Consider the following 15,106-nt stretch of genomic DNA (forward strand, 5'->3'; position numbering starts at 1 on the left):
GCCCGCGCGTGCGCTAATCTGCCGGCCATGAGAGTCCTGCGCCCGCTTCTGATCCTGCTTGCCGCGCTTGTCACGGCGGCGGCCACGCCGCTTTACGGCCCGCCGCCGCAGCCGGGCAAGGCGGTCTGGTACGGGCTGCATTTCATCGACACCTCGACCGAAGGCGCGATCAACGGCGTCCGCCCCGACGAGGTCGCGCGGATCGAGATGGCCGAGGATTTTATCGCTGCGGACCTGGAAAGCCGCGGCTTCGAACTGGTCGCGCCGCCCGAGGACAAGGTCGCGGCGATCAAGAACCCGGTGAAGTCGAACCACCGCGACACCAGCATCGCGCGCGAGATGGGCGCGCGCTACGCGATCTCGGGCGAAGTGCAGAAGGTGTCGAACCTGATCATCGCCGTGAACCTGTATGTCCGCGACGCCGAGACCGGCGAGAACGTGCGCGCCGGCGCCGTGGACATTCGCGGCAACAATGACGACAGTTTCCGCCGCGGCTACAGCTACCTGCTGCGGAACATCATCTTCCGGGAGAAATGACGATGCGATCGGTAATCATGCTTGCGGCTCTGGCGACGCTGGCTACGGGCGGCACGGCGCTGGCCCACGGGCCGGTCCGGCTCAAGCTGGAACTGGACCAGACGCTGAACGCGACCCCCGACGAGGTCTGGGCGGTGATCGGCAAGTTCGACGACATGAGCTGGCATCCCGCCGTCGCCTCGACCGAGATGACCGCCGACAGCCCCGACGCGGTGACGCCGGACAAGTCCACCCGCGTGCTGCATCTCAAGGCCGATGCGGGCGATCCGACGATCACCGAGACGCTGACCAAGTGGCAGCCGGACAAGCGCTGCTACGGCTATCTCATCAAGGAGGTCGACGTGAAGGTCGTGCCGGTGACCAACTATGCCGCGACCTTGTGCGTCAATGACGAGGCCGGCAAGGCCAAGGTGGTCTGGAAGGGCGGGTTCTATCGCGGCTTCCCGAACAACGAGCCGCCGGCCGATCTGAATGACGACGCGGCGATCAAGGCGGTGACCGGCATCTATCAGGGCGGGCTGGACGCGCTGGCGGAAAAATTCGGCAACGCCGATTGATCCGACTGCTCGCGGCGCTGCTGGCCGTCGCCGGTCCGGCGGCGGCGGGCGACATCGCCTTTGTGACCTCGCAGCCGGCCGGGTCGGTCAGCATTGTCGACCTGGACACCGGCGCGGTCCGCACCACCACCCCGGTCGAGGGCGCGCCGGCGCCGGTCGCTTATGACGCGGCGGCGGGACTTGCCTACGTCATTTCGGCAGAAACCGGGCGGATGACGGTGCTGGACGCCGAGGGCCGGGTGACACGCATCGTGGAACTGGGCGAGGGCGCCTTTGGCATCGCCCTGCGGGGCGAGCGGCTCTTCGTGTCCGATTGGTATGGTTCGCGCCTGCGCTGCCTGACCTTGGCGGGCGACCATGTCTGGACCGCGCCCACCGGCAAGGCGCCGGCCGGGGTGGCCCTGTCGGGGGACGGTCGCATCGTGGCGGTGGCGGACCGGGACGACGACCGCCTGTCTGCCTATGATGCCGCGACGGGCCGGCTGGTGTGGCAGGCGGCGACCGGCAGCCATCCCTACGCGGTGGCCTATCACGACGGCCGGTTCTGGACGACCGACGTGCAGTCCGACAGCGTCACGGTGATCGAGGCCGCCTCGGGCCGGGTGACCGGGCGGGTCGAGACCGGCAGCCATCCCTATGGCGTGGCCTTCGCGGCCGGCAAGGGGTTCGTGACCGACCAGTATGCGGCGACGATCTCGGTCTTCGACCCGACGACGCTGCGCCCGCTGGGCCGGATCGAGGTCGGCGACTACCCCGAAGGGATCGCGGCGCTGTCGGATGGCCGGCGGCTGGCGGCGGTCAGTTGGGACAGCAACGAGCTGACCCTGATCGACGGCGAAACGCAGCAGGTGCTGGCGGTGATCGACGTGCCGGACGGGCCGCGGTCCTTCGGGGCGTTCGTCGGCCCCGATCCCGCGCCTCGCTAGTCCAGCGGCGTGGCGGGGGTCAGGCTGCCCTCGGTCGCCGCCCACGCGTCGGTGCCGCCAGGGAACCAGCCGACCCGGCGATAGCCCCACTCGACCGCCCGCTTGGCGGCGTTCCAGCTCATCCAGCAATCGGGCTTGCAGAAGAACACCAGCGGGAAATCCACCTTGCCGCCCGAGATCCGCTCGAGCGCCGCAGAGAAGCGGGCGCTGTCCTGCGCCGACAGCGCCTCGTAGCCGACGCCGGGCAGCCAGACGGCGCCGGGGATGGTGTCGTGCCGGGGCATGCGGAACAGCGTTCCGGCCGGCAGACCCTCGGGGCGCCTGACCTGCGGCAGCACGTCGATCAGCACCGCGCCCTCGGCCTGCGCCCGGGCAGCGGCGGCCGCGTCCATGACCGTCGCGCCGGAGAGCGTATCCGGGACCGGGGACAGATACGGTTCGCCGTGATAGCCCTGCGGCTCGGGCACCGCCGGATCGGCGCCGGCGGTCCCCGCCGACGCCAGCGCAAATGCCAGCGCGGCCGCGCGGATCACGGCTTCAGCGCCTTGCCGTAGTCGTCGACCAGCGGCACCCCGGCCTCGTGCAGGATCGCGTCGATCTCGGGCTGGTTGCGGCGGATGAGGCTGTTCAGCTGGCGCTTCCATTCCTGCTCGTTCAGCCGCACGCCCATGGTGATGCGGTAGAACAGCTTCGGCCCGCCCTTTTCCTTGACAAGCGGCACGAATTGCAGGTCAGGGTCCTGCTTGACCAGCGGCCCGGCCAGCGGGCCCCACAGGACCGCGGCGTCCAGCGTGCCGTCCTTGACCCCCTTCAGCATGTCGCCCACCGGGTTTTCCGTGCGCCGGTCGACGAACAGGTCCCAGCCGCGCATGTCCTTGGCCAGACCCGCGCGCGCCATGTGGGTGGCGGGCGGAGTGCCGGCCACCACGCCCAGGTTGCGGCCCTTCAGCAGCGGGTCGGTCAGGTGGTCGACGCCGGCCAGCGGCCCGTCCGTGCGGGTCACGATCCCGTAGGTCGAGGTGTAGTAGTGGTTGGTGTTCTGCACCAGCTCGTCGCCCTGGGCATAGCCCATGATGAGGTCGCAATTGCCGTCCCGCAGGGTCTTGCGGACAAAACCCATCCCCTGCGGGAACCAGAAATATTCCAGCGGCAGGTTCAGTTTCGCGGCCAGCAGCTCGGCCAGCCGGTTTTCGAAGCCGCTGCCATCCTCGGACGACATCGGCGAGGCCGCGGGATCGGCGCAGACCCGCAATGCGGTGGTCGAGCGCAGGTCGGCGACCTGCGCCTGCGCCCCCCCCGCCAGCACGGCAAGGGCGAGTGCCGCGGCGAGCGGACGCCGCATCAGCCGCTCATGCAGGATTCTTCCTGCGCGGCGAACTCGTCGGACTTCTTGGCCTTCAGCGCCGGCCGGCCGCGCGGGATCGCCCCGGTGCCATGCGCCAGCAGGTAGGTGTAGATGTCGTCGACATAGCACCAGACGTTGCGGTTGGTGCCGAAGGCCGGCATCACTTGGTTGGCCGACCCGGTGCCCGTGGACTGCAGGCCCGAGGCCACGATCTCCTGGAACGTGTAGTAGTCGATCTTGTGGGTGACCGAATCCTTCAGCGCGGGGGCATAGGTCGAGCCTTCGCCATCGGGGCCGTGGCAGACATGGCATTCGGCGTGATAGCGGCGATAGCCCGAGAAGCTGGCGTAATCGAGCTCTCCGTTCTCGACCTTGAAGGTCGGGATGCCCTCGGCGTTGTACCAGCGCCCGTTTTCCATGTGATCGGGGGTCAGGTCCATCGGGCCGCCGGGCAGGTTCAGCGTCGTCGGGCCGGCCGCCGCGGCGGGGGTAGCGCCGGCCGGGGCCGCCGCCGCAGCAGCAGGGGCGGCATCCGCCGGGGCCGCGGTGCCCGAGGCCGCCGCTGCGGCACCCGCACCCGCGGCGGCGGGGGCCGTCTCGGCCGGGGTAGCAACCGGGGCCGCGTCGCCCGGAACGGCGGCCGCCGCGCCCGCACCGGCCGCGACCGGCGGCTGGCCCGCGGGCACGGGCGGCGTCGCGGTCTGGGCATGTGCTGTCGCGGCCAGAAGGCTCAGGCTGATCGCCAGCAGGGCGGCGTGGTCCCGAACGGTCATGTGTAATCTCCCTCTCACGGTCACCTCCCTGACCGAACCGCCCCGAGGTTACCCTCGGGGCGGCCGTTGTGCAGTCACACTTTGGTGGCAGTCGCGCCGGGTCAGTTGGACGGCTTGGGCGCCTCGCCACCGGCCGGCGCCTCGTTCGGCGACACGGTGCCCACCTCTTTGGCGGTGCTGGCGCCCTGACCTTCGGCCGGGGCCGAGGGATCGGTCGGCGCCGCAGCGTCAGCCGCCGGAGCAGCCGCATCGGCAGCGGGTGCCGCAGCATCGGCCGCCGGAGCGGTCGCGTCAGCAGCCGAAGCCGCCGGGGTCGCCGCGTCCGCGGTAGGGGCCGCGGCGTCCGCCGCCGGGGCAGCCGCGTCGGCCGGCGCAGCCGCCGGGGTCGCCGCGGTGTCTGCCGCAGCGGTCGCGGTGCCTTCACCCGGCAGTTCGAACACGGTCAGCTGGCCGCCCAGTTCGGTATAATCCGACAGCGCGGCATAGCCGCCGACGGCGCCCAGGCCCTCGTTCGGGTTGGTCAGGCCCGCCGCCAGGCCGATCCCGGCCCAGCCGCCGACGCCCGACAGGATGCCGACATACTGCTTGCCGCCATGCTCATAGGTCATGACGTTGCCGATGATGCCCGAGGGCGTCTTGAACTTGTAAAGCTCCTTGCCCGTCTCGGCGTCGACCGCCTTGAGATACCCTTCCAGCGTGCCGTAGAACACCACGTCCCCGGCCGTCGCCAGGGCGCCCGACCAGACCGAGAACTGTTCCGGCACCGACCACTTGATCTCACCCTTGGTGTTGTCCCAGGCGATGAAGTTGCCCATGCCGCCATGGCTGTTCGGCGCCGGATACATCGACAGCGTGGCGCCGACATAGGGCTGGCCGGCGGTGTAGGCGACGCGGAACGGCTCGTAGTCCATGCAGACGTGGTTGGTCGGCACGTACATCAGGTTGGTCTTGGGGCTGAACGCCGCCGGCTGCTGGTCCTTGGTCCCGAGCGCCGCCGGGCAGATGCCGGTGGTGTTGGTGTCCTCGCCGTTCTGTTCGGTCGAATACTGTGACACGACCTGCGGACGGCCATACTGGTCGCTGGCCGGGTCCATGACGACTTCGGTCGCCCAGTTCACGGCCGGGTCGAACTTCTTGGCCACCAGCAGCTCGCCCGTCTCGCGGTCCAGCGTATAGCCGAAGCCGTTGCGGTCGAAGTGGGTCAGCAGCTTGCGCGGCGCGCCGTTGAAGTCCTGGTCGGTCAGGATCATCTCGTTGACGCCGTCGAAGTCCCATTCGTCATGGGGCGTCATCTGATAGACCCACTTGGCCATCCCGGTATCGGCGTCACGGGCAAAGATGGTCATCGACCACTTGTTGTCGCCCGGACGCTGCGCCGGGTTCCAGGTGGAGGGGTTGCCGGTGCCGTAATAGATCAGGTTCAGGTCCGGGTCATACGAGAACCAGCCCCAGATCGGGCCGCCGCCGATCTTCCACTGGTCGCCTTCCCAGGTCTTGAGCGAGCTGTCGGGACCGACCGGCTTGCCGAGCGACATGGTCTTTTCCGGGTCGATCAGCATCTCGGCGTCGGGACCGGTGGAATAGCCCTTCCACGCGACCGAGCCGTCCTTGATGTTCAGCGCCGTCATCCGGCCGCGGACGCCGTATTCGCCGCCGGACACGCCGACCATCAGCTTGTCCTTGACCGGCATGGTGGTCGCGGTCAGCGTTTCGCCGATCGCCGGGTCGCCGATCTTGGTCGACCATTTCGGCTCGCCGGTCTTGGCGTCCAGGGCCACGACGGTGGTGTCGGCCTGCGACAGGAACACCATCCCGTCGGCATAGCTGAGACCGCGGTTCACCGTGTCGCAGCACATCACCGCGATCACGTTCGGGTCCTGCTGCGGCTCGTAGCGCCACAGGATCTTGCCGTCGTTGTTCAGGTCCAGCGCAAAGACGTTGTTCGGGAACGGCGTGTGGACATACATGATGTCGCCGATCACCAGCGGCGAGCCTTCGTGGCCGCGCAGCACGCCGGTCGAGAAGGTCCACGCGACGCGCAGGTCGCCCACGTTGTCGCGGTTGATCTGGTCCAGCGTCGAATAGCGGGTGTTGGCGTAGTCGCCGGTCTGGATCGCCCACTGGGCCGGGTTCTTCGTCGCCTCGAGCACGCTGTCATTGGCCAGCAGCGCAGAGCTGGACAGCAGCAGGGCGACTGACGCGCCCTTGATCAGATGGGTCATTGATTTTCCTCCGCGTTGGTGCCGGCCGCGCCGCAAGGGGCGCCGGGGCTGCGGTCAGAGTTGGTAGAGGACCCCCGTCCGTCAATCGCGGCGTCGGGAACTTAAGCGGAAAGTCTTAGGCAGTTCCTGCAGCGTCCCGGGAACAAACGGCAAGCGCCGCGGCTGGCGGCCGCGGCGCTGGAAATCGTGAAATTTTTCCGGGGTGAGCGGCCGGCTCAGCGCAGCCGGTCGGCGTGCCACTGGACGTGGTCGCCCATGAAGCTTTGCACGAAGAAATAGCTGTGGTCATAGCCCGGCTGCATCCGGAACCAGCCGGGCTGGCGGCGCTTGGCCATCGCGTGGGCCAGCGTCTCGGGCTTGAGCAGGTCGAGAAACTGGTCATCGGCGCCCTGGTCGATCAGGACCTCTCCCGGATAGCCCTTGTCGAGCATCAGCAGGGTGGAATCGTGGGGCTTCCAGGTCTCGCGGTCCTCGCCCAGATAGGCGGTCAGCTGCTTGCGGCCCCAGTCCGAGTCGGTCGGGTTGGCGATCGGCGAGAAGGCCGAGACGCTGCGATAGCGGTCGGGACGGGTCATGGCGATGGTCAGCGCGCCGTGGCCGCCCATCGAATGGCCGGTGATCCCCTGCGCGTCGCGGTCCAGCGGGAAGGCGTCGAAGACCACGCCCGGCAGTTCCTCGACGACATAGTCCCACATCCGGAAATGCGGCTTCCACGGGTCCTGCGTCGCGTTGACGTAGAAACCGGCGCCCTGGCCGAGGTCATAGGCGTCGTCGTTGGCCACCCCCTCGCCGCGCGGCGAGGTGTCGGGAAAGATCAGCGCCAGCCCGGTTTCGGCCGCCCATTCCTGCGCGCCGGCCTTGGTCATGGCGTTCTCATGCGTGCAGGTCAGGCCGGACAGGAACCACAGCACCGGCACCGGCCCGTCCGCCGCATCGGGCGGCAGATAGACGGCAAAGGTCATGTCGGTCCCGGTCGCATCGCTCTTGTGGCGATAGACGCCCTGGGTGCCGCCGAAGCTGCGGTTTTCGGAAAGGGTTTCGAGTGTCATCCGGTCGCTCCGATCAGGTCCTTGTACATCACCAGCGCGTCGACATAGCCGAGGCGGGGGTGATGGAATGCGCCGGGCAGGCGGCCTGCAACCGCAAACCCGGCCTTCTGCCACGAATGGACGGCATCCGCGTTCGTGGCGACGACGAAATTGAACTGCATGGCGCGAAAGCCCTGCGCCCGCGCCCAGTCCTGCGCATGGGCGGCCAGCGCCGCCGCGATGCCCCGGCCCCGCGCCTCGGGGTGGGTCGCAAAGCCCGCATTCGCGACATGGGCGCCGCCGCCGCGCCGGTTGGCGCCGACATGGCTGGTGCCCAGCACCCGCCCGCCGCTGTCGGCGACGAAGGCGCTGTAGGGCGAGGCGAACCAGTCCGTCAGCGCATCGGCGCGCGAGATGTCCTGCGGCACGCAATAGGTTTCCCCGGCGCGATAGACGGGTTCGAGGATCGCCCAGATTGCGTCGTGGTCGTGGTCGGTGGCGGGGCGGATCGCCACCCCGCCGGCCGCCGTCATTCCAGGTCGTCCACGCTGCGGATCACCCGGCCCAGCAGGCCGTAATCCAGCGCCTCCTGCGTGTTCAGCCAGAAGTCGCGCTGGGTGTCCTTCTCGATCCGCTCGATGCTCTGCCCGGTGGCGTCGGCAAAGATCTGGTTCAGCCGCTCGCGCATCAGGCGGACCTGTTCTGCCTGGATCATCATGTCCGACGACGTCCCGCCGATCCCGCCCGAGGGCTGGTGGATCAGGAAACGCGTATTGGGCAGGCAGAAGCGGTTCTCGCGTTCCGCGCCGACGAAGATCAGCGCCCCGGCCGAGGCGACCCAGCCCGAGCCGATGGTGCGCACGGTGGGGCGGATGAACTTGATCACGTCATGGATCATGTCGCCCGATTCGACATGGCCGCCGGGGGACGAGATCAGCATGTTGATCGGCTTGTCGCTGTCCTCGGCCAAAGCCAGCAGGTGCGACACGGTGCGTTGCGCCAGCTTGTCGTTGATCGGCCCGGCGACGATCACGGTGCGCGACTTGAAATACAGCTTGGCGATCTTGTCGCCGGCCGGCATCCCCAGTTCGCCTTCGCCATCGTCCTTGTGGCGGCGATCCTCGCGCGGCTCGTCCTCTTCCTCGTCGTCGTCGTCGTTCAGCAGGTGGGGCGGAAACGGGCGCAGCATCGGTCGTCCTTTCAAATGGCACGGCGGGGGAAAGCGCCCCCCGCCGCATCGTTACCTAAGCATCCCTTGAGGATCAGTAAATGACGACCGAGCGGATGGATTCCCCGGCATGCATCAGGTCGAAGCCCTTGTTGATGTCCTCGAGCGGCATGGTGTGGGTGATCATCGGGTCGATCTCGATCTTGCCGTCCATGTACCAGTCCACGATCCTGGGCACGTCGGTCCGGCCGCGGGCGCCGCCAAAGGCGGTGCCTTTCCAGACCCGGCCGGTGACCAGCTGGAACGGGCGGGTGGCGATCTCGGCCCCGGCCGGCGCCACGCCGATGATGATCGACTGGCCCCAGCCGCGATGGGTGCATTCCAGCGCGTCGCGCATCACCTTGACGTTGCCGGTGGCGTCAAAGCTGTAATCCGCGCCGCCGATCGGGTCGAAGGGCGTCTTGGTCAGGTTGACGATTTCCTGCACGACCGACCCCTCGATTTCCTTGGGGTTGATGAAGTGGGTCATGCCGAAGCGTTCGGCCATCGGCTTCTTGTCGTTGTTCAGGTCAACGCCGATGATCATGTCGGCGCCGGCCATGCGCAGGCCCTGGATCACGTTCAGCCCGATTCCGCCCAGCCCAAAGACCACCGCCTTGGCGCCGATCTCGACCTTGGCGGTGTTGATGACCGCGCCGATGCCGGTGGTCACGCCGCAGCCGATATAGCAGATCTTGTCGAACGGCGCGTCCTCACGGACCTTCGCCACCGCGATTTCCGGCAGCACGGTGTAGTTCGAGAAGGTCGAGCAGCCCATGTAGTGGCGGATCGGCGTCCCATCCAGCATGGAAAAGCGGGTGGTGCCGTCCGGCATCAGACCCTGGCCCTGGGTGGCGCGGATCGCGTGGCACATGTTGGTCTTGCCCGACAGGCAGGACGCGCACTGGCGGCATTCCGGCGTGTACAGCGGGATGACGTGATCGCCCGGCTTGACCGAGGTGACGCCGGGGCCGACCTCGACCACCACGCCCGCGCCCTCGTGGCCGAGGATCGAGGGGAAGATGCCTTCCGGGTCGGCGCCCGACCGGGTGAATTCGTCGGTGTGGCAGATGCCGGTGGCCTTGATCTCGACCATGACCTCGCCGGCCTTGGGGCCTTCGAGGTTCACTTCCATGACTTCCAGCGGCTTGCCGGCTTCCAGCGCGACGGCGGCTCTCGTTCTCATCTTGCTCTCCTTGGTCAGCGGCCGTCAGGGCCGGTCATGGCGAAAGGGCCAGCGGAACCGGCCCTTGGGCTGGGCTGCGTGGTAGGTCCGTTCCAGCCGGTGTCACGCGTTCAGCGTGCCGAACTTGCCGGATTTCTTGGCCACATGGGTGGCGATCGCGTCCATCAGGGGCGGCGACAGCGCGTCATAGGGCTCCAGCCCGATTTCCTTCAGCCACGCGCGGATCGCGCCCATGCGGTCGGGGTTCACGCCCGATTCGATGATCGAGGGCACGAAGGCCGCGAATTCCGGCGCCGACCAGCCGTCACCGTCGCCCAGCTCGGTATGGACGAAATCCAGACCGTAGAAGGGATGTTCGGTGTTCTCGATCCGGCCATACATGTGCACGCCGCAATCCCGGCAGGCATGGCGCTGGATGGGCGCGTCCTTGTTGACGATCTGCAGCTTGTCGCCGTTTTCCAGCACCTCGACCGAATCGCGGCCCACGACGGCGACCTGGCTGAAGATGGCGCCGTCGGGCTTCCAGCACTTGGTGCAACCGCAGACGTGGTTATGCGCGGTCTGGGCGCTGACCCGCACCTTGACCGGGTTCGTGGCGCATTTGCAGGTCAGCACGCCGCCGGCAAAGCCCTGGTCGGTCGGTTTGATGCCGTCATCGACTGAGGGGTGAATTTTCACCCCGGCGGTGTCTGCCATGAATTCCGTCCTCCGCTGACCATACTTGCGGCGAGGTTGCGGCGAGGAACGCGGGCGATCAAGTCCGCCGAAGGTTGTATTGGCGCGGTCAGGCCGCGCCGCCCGGGGTGGACGAGACCCCGACCTGCGCCGCGCGCAGCAGCCGGTCGTGCAGCATGAAGCCGTTGGACATCACCTGGATGATGTCCCCGGCCGCGGTGCCGGGAACGGGCGCCTCGAACATCGCCTCGTGCTGCTGGGGATCGAAGCGGTCCCCCAAGGCGGGGCTGATGACGGTGATGCCGTGGCGGGCAAAGACGTTCTGCAACTCGCGCAGGGTCAGTTCGACCCCCTCGATCAGCTGCGGCGCGACGGCGCGTTCGGCGCCCGCGGCGTCGATGGCGCGGGACAGCGCGTCATAGACCGGCAGCAGGTCGCGGGCGAGCCTGGAGCCGCCGTAGTTTTCAGCCTCGCGGCGGTCCTTTTCCGCGCGCTTGCGGGCGTTTTCGGCATCGGCCAGGGCGCGCATGAAGCGGTCGCGGAAATCGTCGCGTTCGGCGGTCAGGGCGGCGATCTCGTCATCGCCGATCCCCAGCGGATCGTCGAGAATCTCGTCGTCCAGGGGGAGGTCCGACAGGGCGTTGGGGTTCAGCGTATCGGTCATGTCCTATCCTTTTCGGTCGGAGAGCACCCTACCGACCAGCTGGGCGGTGTAATCCACGATCGGGACGATTCGGCCGTAATTGAGCCGGGTCGGCCCGATCACGCCCACGGCGCCCACGATCTTTCGGTCAGCGTTCATATAGGACGAAACCACCAGAGAGGAACCCGAAAGTGAGAAAAGCTCGTTTTCCGAGCCGATGAAGATGCGGACCCCGTCGCCCTCTTCGGCCAGTTCCAGGAAGCGGGCGATGTCGCGCTTGCGTTCCAGGTCGTCGAACAGAATGCGGATGCGCTCCAGATCGGCCGCCTCGTGTTCCAGAAGGTTGGCACGGCCGCGCACGATCAGCCGCGGATCGGGGGCGCTGGAATCCCAGGACGCGAGCCCCGCCTCGGCCAGCTGCGCGGCGAGGCTGTCCAGTTCCCGCCGGTGCTGGGCGATATGGGCACCCATGTCACGACGCAGCTCGGCCAGGGTGTGCCCGGCGGCGCGGGCGGACAGGAAGTTCCCGGCCTCGCGCAGCGAGCTGGGCGTCTGGCCGGGCGGCGGGGTGAACAGGCGGTTTTCGACCCGTCCATCGGCGAAGACCAGGATCACCAACGCCCGGTCGGGGGCCAAGCTGACGAACTCGATATGCCGCAGCGGCGCTTCCTCTTGCCGTGGCATCAGCACGACCGACGCGCCGCGTGTCAGCGTCGACAACGCCGTCGAGACGCGGTCCAGCATTGCCCCCGTATCGGGGCCGGATTCGCCCACCATGTCGGCGATCATGGCGCGGTCCTCGGGGCGGATGGGCCCTGCCTCCATCAGCCCGTCGACGAACAGCCGCAGGCCCTGCTGGGTCGGGAACCGGCCGGCCGAGACATGCGGGCTTTCCAGGAGCCCCAGATATTCCAGGTCCTGCATCACGTTGCGGATCGTCGCCGCGGACACCGCCATGCCGCGGGTCAGCGTGCGCGAGCCCACCGGCTCGCCGGTTTCCAGATAGGTTTCGACGACGCGGCGGAAGACCTCGCGCGAGCGGTCGTTCAGTTCGGCAAGCAGATTCGGCTGGGGCATTCGGGTTGCGGTGTCGGGGGTGTGACCTGTATCTGACGGCATCAGGCGAAGGCCCGGGCCGGCCGGGCGGACGGAAAAGGACCACGCATGCGACCCTCTGGCCGAAAGTTAAGCGAACTGCGCCCGATTTCAATCGAAACCGGGGTGATGGGCCACGCCGAGGGGTCGTGCCTGATCCGGGTCGGCGGCACCCATGTGCTGTGCTCGGCCTCGATCGAGGACAAGCCGCCGCCCTTCCTGCGCGGCACCGGGCAGGGCTGGGTCACGGCGGAATACGGTATGCTGCCCCGCGCCACCCATTCGCGCAACCGGCGCGAGGCGGCATCGGGCAAGCAGTCGGGCAGAACGCAAGAGATTCAACGGCTTATCGGACGGTCGCTGCGCGCGGGCGTGGACCGGCTGGCGCTGGGGGAACGGCAGATCGTCATCGACTGCGACGTGATCCAGGCCGATGGCGGCACCCGCTGCGCGGCGATCACCGGCGGCTGGGTGGCGCTGCGACTGGCGGTCAACAAGCTGCTGGCGGCGCGGCAGCTGACCAGCGATCCGATCCTGGACCACGTCGCCGCGGTCAGCTGCGGCATCTATGCGGGCCAGCCGGTGCTGGACCTGGACTATGCCGAGGACAGCGAGGCCGGCACCGACGGCAACTTCGTGATGACCGGCGCCGGCCGCCTGATCGAGGTGCAGATGTCGGCCGAAGGCGCCGCCTTCACGCGCGCGCAGATGGGCGAATTGCTCGACCTGGCCGAGGCGGGCATCGCCGGGCTGGTCGAGGCGCAGCGGGCCGCGGTCGCATGAGGAAGTTCGAGGGCCGCAAGCTGCTGGTCGCCACCCACAACGCCGGCAAGCTCGAGGAGATGCGGCAGATGTTCGCGCCCTTGGGCGTCGAGGTGGTCGGCGCCGCCGATTTCGGCCTGCCCGAGCCGGAGGAGACGGAGACCAGCTTTGCCGGCAATGCGCGGATCAAGGCACGCTCGGCGATGGAGCTGTCCGGCCTGCCGGTGCTGGCCGACGACAGCGGGATCACCGTGGACGGGCTGGACGGCGCGCCGGGCGTCTACACCGCCGACTGGGCCGAGACGCCGGACGGCCGGGACTTCATGCAGGCGATGCGGCGGACCTGGGAGGAACTCGAGGCGCGCGGCGTCCCCGACCCGCGCACCGCGCAGTTCCGCGCCACGCTGCTGATGATGTGGCCGGACGGGCATGAGGAGCTGTTCGAGGGGATCGCCCCCGGCCGCCTGGTCTGGCCGCCGCGGGGCGTCGCGGGGCACGGCTATGACCCGATCTTTGTCCCGGACGGGCACGACCGGACCTATGCCGAGATGTCGGCCGAGGAAAAGAACGCGATCAGCCACCGCGCCGACGCCTTCCGCAAGCTGAGCGCGATCCTTGCGTAGGATCTCGACCGGCTCGCCCTTCGAGGCGACCATGGGCTACAGCCGGGCGGTGGTGCGCGGCGGCTGGTGTTTCGTCTCGGGCGTCACCGGCTATGACTATGCGAAGATGGCGATCCCGGATGATCCCGCCGCCCAGGCGCGCAACTGTTTCGCCACGATCCGCGCTGTGCTTGACGAGGCCGGGTTCGGCATGGGCGACATCGTGCGGGTCCAGTACACGGTGACGGATCGGGGCTTCGTCGACGCCATCGTTCCGGTGCTGGGCGAGGTGCTGGGCGCCGTCCGGCCGGCAGCGACGATGGTGATCGCCGGGTTGATCCGCCCCGAGATGAAGATCGAGATCGAAGTCACGGCGATGAAAGAGTGACGATGTCGTCGGTCGAGGACTGGCAGGCCGGCGGCTTTGCCCTGTACGTGCATTGGCCGTTCTGCACGTCGAAATGCCCCTATTGCGACTTCAACAGCCATGTCGCGGCGGCGATCGACCAGCACGCCTGGCTGGACGCCTATCGGACCGAGATCGCCCGCGCGGCGACCGAAACCGGCGGGCGCGTGCTGCGCAGCATCTTCTTTGGCGGCGGCACGCCGTCCCTGATGGCGCCCGAGGTCGTGGCGGGGGTGATCGCAGCCGCCGCCGACGGGTGGCGGTTTGCCAATGACATCGAGATCACGCTGGAAGCCAACCCGGGCAGCGTCGAGCGCGGGCGCTTTGCGGCCTATGCCGAGGCCGGGGTGAACCGGCTGTCGATGGGGGTGCAGGCGCTGAACGACGCCGATCTGCGGCGGCTGGGCCGGCTGCATTCGGTGGCCGAGGCGAAGGCCGCCTTTGACGTGGCGAGGTCCTGCTTTCCGCGGGTCAGCTTTGACCTGATCTATGCGCGGCAGCACCAGACCCGCGCCGCCTGGGCCGCCGAGTTGCGCGAGGCGCTCTCGATGGCGGTCGATCACCTGTCGCTGTACCAGCTGACGATCGAGGACGGGACCGCTTTCGGCGCCCGGGCCGCTGCGGGCAAGCTGGGCGGCCTGCCGCAGGACGATGTGGCGGCCGACATATATCTGGAAACGCAGGATATTTGCACGGCGGCCGGAATGTCGGCCTATGAGGTGTCGAACCACGCCGCGCCCGGTTCGGAAAGCCGGCATAACCTCGTCTACTGGCGGCAGGGCGACTGGGTCGGGATCGGTCCGGGCGCGCATGGCCGGCTGACGCTGGGCGGCCGGCGTTTCGCGACGGAGACTCACCGCGCGCCGGATCGCTGGCTGGCCGCGGTGGCCGAGGCGGCGGCGGAGCTGCCTCGGGTCGAGTTTCCCGCCGACGAGCAGGCGACCGAGTACCTGCTGATGGCGCTGCGGCTGAGCGAGGGGATGGACCTGGGCCGCTACGCCCGGCTCGCGGGGCGGGGGCTTGACGGGGCGGTCATCGACGACCTGTCGCGGATGGGGCTCGTGCAGACCGACGGGGTGCGGCTGGCGGCCACCTCGGCGGGGCGGCCGGTGCTGAACAGCATCCTGCGGGCGCTGGCCTGA

At 68.6% G+C, this 15,106-nt stretch carries 17 protein-coding genes and 1 pseudogene; 7 read left to right on the plus strand and 11 right to left on the minus strand.

The window, feature by feature from the left end:
• The first annotated feature begins 27 nt into the window (after positions 1–27).
• Genes IC63_RS01400 through IC63_RS01410 form a run of 3 tightly spaced genes read left to right on the plus strand, consistent with a single transcriptional unit; the run spans position 28 to position 2,020 of the window.
• Complete coding sequence (locus IC63_RS01400; RefSeq protein WP_156965310.1) at positions 28–537, plus strand: DUF3280 domain-containing protein; 510 nt, start codon at positions 28–30, stop codon at positions 535–537.
• Positions 538–539: 2 nt separating this feature from the next.
• On the plus strand, positions 540–1,094 hold the full coding sequence (locus IC63_RS01405) for an SRPBCC family protein (protein ID WP_036716246.1): 555 nt from the start codon (positions 540–542) through the stop codon (positions 1,092–1,094).
• Entirely contained in the window at positions 1,091–2,020 is a 930-nt protein-coding gene (locus tag IC63_RS01410; RefSeq protein ID WP_052041774.1) for a YncE family protein, read from the plus strand. Before IC63_RS01405 ends, IC63_RS01410 begins: the two co-directional genes overlap by 4 nt.
• Here the strand turns inward: IC63_RS01410 and IC63_RS01415 are convergent.
• The 11 genes and pseudogenes from IC63_RS01415 to hrcA form a co-directional block, all read right to left on the minus strand.
• On the minus strand, positions 2,017–2,553 hold the full coding sequence (locus IC63_RS01415; RefSeq protein WP_052041775.1) for a rhodanese-like domain-containing protein: 537 nt from the start codon (positions 2,551–2,553) through the stop codon (positions 2,017–2,019). The two genes, IC63_RS01410 and IC63_RS01415, sit on opposite strands and share 4 nt — an antisense overlap.
• Entirely contained in the window at positions 2,550–3,362 is an 813-nt protein-coding gene (locus IC63_RS01420) for a substrate-binding domain-containing protein (RefSeq protein WP_084115349.1), read from the minus strand. Before IC63_RS01420 ends, IC63_RS01415 begins: the two co-directional genes overlap by 4 nt.
• Positions 3,362–4,051, minus strand: coding sequence for a c-type cytochrome, methanol metabolism-related (locus IC63_RS19155; RefSeq protein ID WP_036716386.1), 690 nt, complete (start codon positions 4,049–4,051; stop codon positions 3,362–3,364). Before IC63_RS19155 ends, IC63_RS01420 begins: the two co-directional genes overlap by 1 nt.
• Positions 4,052–4,563: 512 nt before the next feature.
• Positions 4,564–6,360, minus strand: a pseudogene (locus IC63_RS01430) (methanol/ethanol family PQQ-dependent dehydrogenase); the annotation flags it as partial.
• A gap of 215 nt (positions 6,361–6,575) precedes the next feature.
• Complete coding sequence (gene fghA / locus IC63_RS01435) at positions 6,576–7,409, minus strand: S-formylglutathione hydrolase (protein ID WP_036716249.1); 834 nt, start codon at positions 7,407–7,409, stop codon at positions 6,576–6,578.
• A complete protein-coding gene (locus tag IC63_RS01440) occupies positions 7,406–7,921 on the minus strand; it encodes a GNAT family N-acetyltransferase (RefSeq protein WP_036716250.1) in 516 nt (171 codons plus the stop codon). Before IC63_RS01440 ends, fghA begins: the two co-directional genes overlap by 4 nt.
• Positions 7,918–8,577 (minus strand): ATP-dependent Clp protease proteolytic subunit, encoded by a 660-nt coding sequence (locus tag IC63_RS01445; RefSeq protein WP_036716251.1) that lies wholly within the window; start codon positions 8,575–8,577, stop codon positions 7,918–7,920. Before IC63_RS01445 ends, IC63_RS01440 begins: the two co-directional genes overlap by 4 nt.
• Positions 8,578–8,650: 73 nt before the next feature.
• Positions 8,651–9,781, minus strand: coding sequence for an S-(hydroxymethyl)glutathione dehydrogenase/class III alcohol dehydrogenase (locus tag IC63_RS01450; RefSeq protein ID WP_036716253.1), 1,131 nt, complete (start codon positions 9,779–9,781; stop codon positions 8,651–8,653).
• Positions 9,782–9,883: 102 nt separating this feature from the next.
• Entirely contained in the window at positions 9,884–10,477 is a 594-nt protein-coding gene (gfa, locus tag IC63_RS01455) for an S-(hydroxymethyl)glutathione synthase (RefSeq protein ID WP_036716255.1), read from the minus strand.
• Between the two features lie 88 nt (positions 10,478–10,565).
• The gene (locus IC63_RS01460; protein WP_036716256.1) at positions 10,566–11,120 is read right to left on the minus strand and encodes a nucleotide exchange factor GrpE; all 555 of its coding nucleotides are present in this window, start codon (positions 11,118–11,120) and stop codon (positions 10,566–10,568) included.
• Between the two features lie 3 nt (positions 11,121–11,123).
• Entirely contained in the window at positions 11,124–12,176 is a 1,053-nt protein-coding gene (hrcA, locus tag IC63_RS01465) for a heat-inducible transcriptional repressor HrcA (protein ID WP_036716258.1), read from the minus strand.
• A gap of 87 nt (positions 12,177–12,263) precedes the next feature.
• Between hrcA and rph the strand changes: the two genes are divergently transcribed.
• Genes rph through hemW form a run of 4 tightly spaced genes read left to right on the plus strand, consistent with a single transcriptional unit; the run spans position 12,264 to position 15,106 of the window.
• The gene (rph, locus tag IC63_RS01470) at positions 12,264–12,977 is read left to right on the plus strand and encodes a ribonuclease PH (protein WP_036716260.1); all 714 of its coding nucleotides are present in this window, start codon (positions 12,264–12,266) and stop codon (positions 12,975–12,977) included.
• A complete protein-coding gene (rdgB, locus tag IC63_RS01475; protein ID WP_036716262.1) occupies positions 12,974–13,579 on the plus strand; it encodes an RdgB/HAM1 family non-canonical purine NTP pyrophosphatase in 606 nt (201 codons plus the stop codon). The genes rph and rdgB overlap by 4 nt, the downstream gene beginning before the upstream one ends.
• Positions 13,572–13,946: a RidA family protein gene (locus IC63_RS01480; RefSeq protein WP_036716264.1), complete on the plus strand. Its 375-nt coding sequence runs from the start codon at positions 13,572–13,574 to the stop codon at positions 13,944–13,946. Before rdgB ends, IC63_RS01480 begins: the two co-directional genes overlap by 8 nt.
• A 2-nt stretch (positions 13,947–13,948) precedes the next feature.
• Positions 13,949–15,106, plus strand: coding sequence for a radical SAM family heme chaperone HemW (hemW, locus tag IC63_RS01485; RefSeq protein WP_036716266.1), 1,158 nt, complete (start codon positions 13,949–13,951; stop codon positions 15,104–15,106).

Source organism: Paracoccus sphaerophysae (genome assembly GCF_000763805.1).
Lineage (GTDB): Bacteria > Pseudomonadota > Alphaproteobacteria > Rhodobacterales > Rhodobacteraceae > Paracoccus > Paracoccus sphaerophysae.

Excerpts from the sequence above, each read along its gene's own strand:
- IC63_RS01400 (WP_156965310.1), top strand. The coding sequence starts at position 28 with ATGAGAGTCCTGCGCCCGCTTCTGATCCTGCTTGCCGCGCTTGTCACG.
- IC63_RS01405 (WP_036716246.1), top strand. The coding sequence starts at position 540 with ATGCGATCGGTAATCATGCTTGCGGCTCTGGCGACGCTGGCTACGGGC.
- IC63_RS01420 (WP_084115349.1), bottom strand. The coding sequence starts at position 3,362 with ATGCGGCGTCCGCTCGCCGCGGCACTCGCCCTTGCCGTGCTGGCGGGG.
- fghA (WP_036716249.1), bottom strand. The coding sequence starts at position 7,409 with ATGACACTCGAAACCCTTTCCGAAAACCGCAGCTTCGGCGGCACCCAG.
- IC63_RS01440 (WP_036716250.1), bottom strand. The coding sequence starts at position 7,921 with ATGACGGCGGCCGGCGGGGTGGCGATCCGCCCCGCCACCGACCACGAC.
- IC63_RS01445 (WP_036716251.1), bottom strand. The coding sequence starts at position 8,577 with ATGCTGCGCCCGTTTCCGCCCCACCTGCTGAACGACGACGACGACGAG.
- IC63_RS01450 (WP_036716253.1), bottom strand. The coding sequence starts at position 9,781 with ATGAGAACGAGAGCCGCCGTCGCGCTGGAAGCCGGCAAGCCGCTGGAA.
- gfa (WP_036716255.1), bottom strand. The coding sequence starts at position 10,477 with ATGGCAGACACCGCCGGGGTGAAAATTCACCCCTCAGTCGATGACGGC.
- IC63_RS01460 (WP_036716256.1), bottom strand. The coding sequence starts at position 11,120 with ATGACCGATACGCTGAACCCCAACGCCCTGTCGGACCTCCCCCTGGAC.
- hrcA (WP_036716258.1), bottom strand. The coding sequence starts at position 12,176 with ATGCCCCAGCCGAATCTGCTTGCCGAACTGAACGACCGCTCGCGCGAG.
- rph (WP_036716260.1), top strand. The coding sequence starts at position 12,264 with ATGCGACCCTCTGGCCGAAAGTTAAGCGAACTGCGCCCGATTTCAATC.
- rdgB (WP_036716262.1), top strand. The coding sequence starts at position 12,974 with ATGAGGAAGTTCGAGGGCCGCAAGCTGCTGGTCGCCACCCACAACGCC.
- hemW (WP_036716266.1), top strand. The coding sequence starts at position 13,949 with ATGTCGTCGGTCGAGGACTGGCAGGCCGGCGGCTTTGCCCTGTACGTG.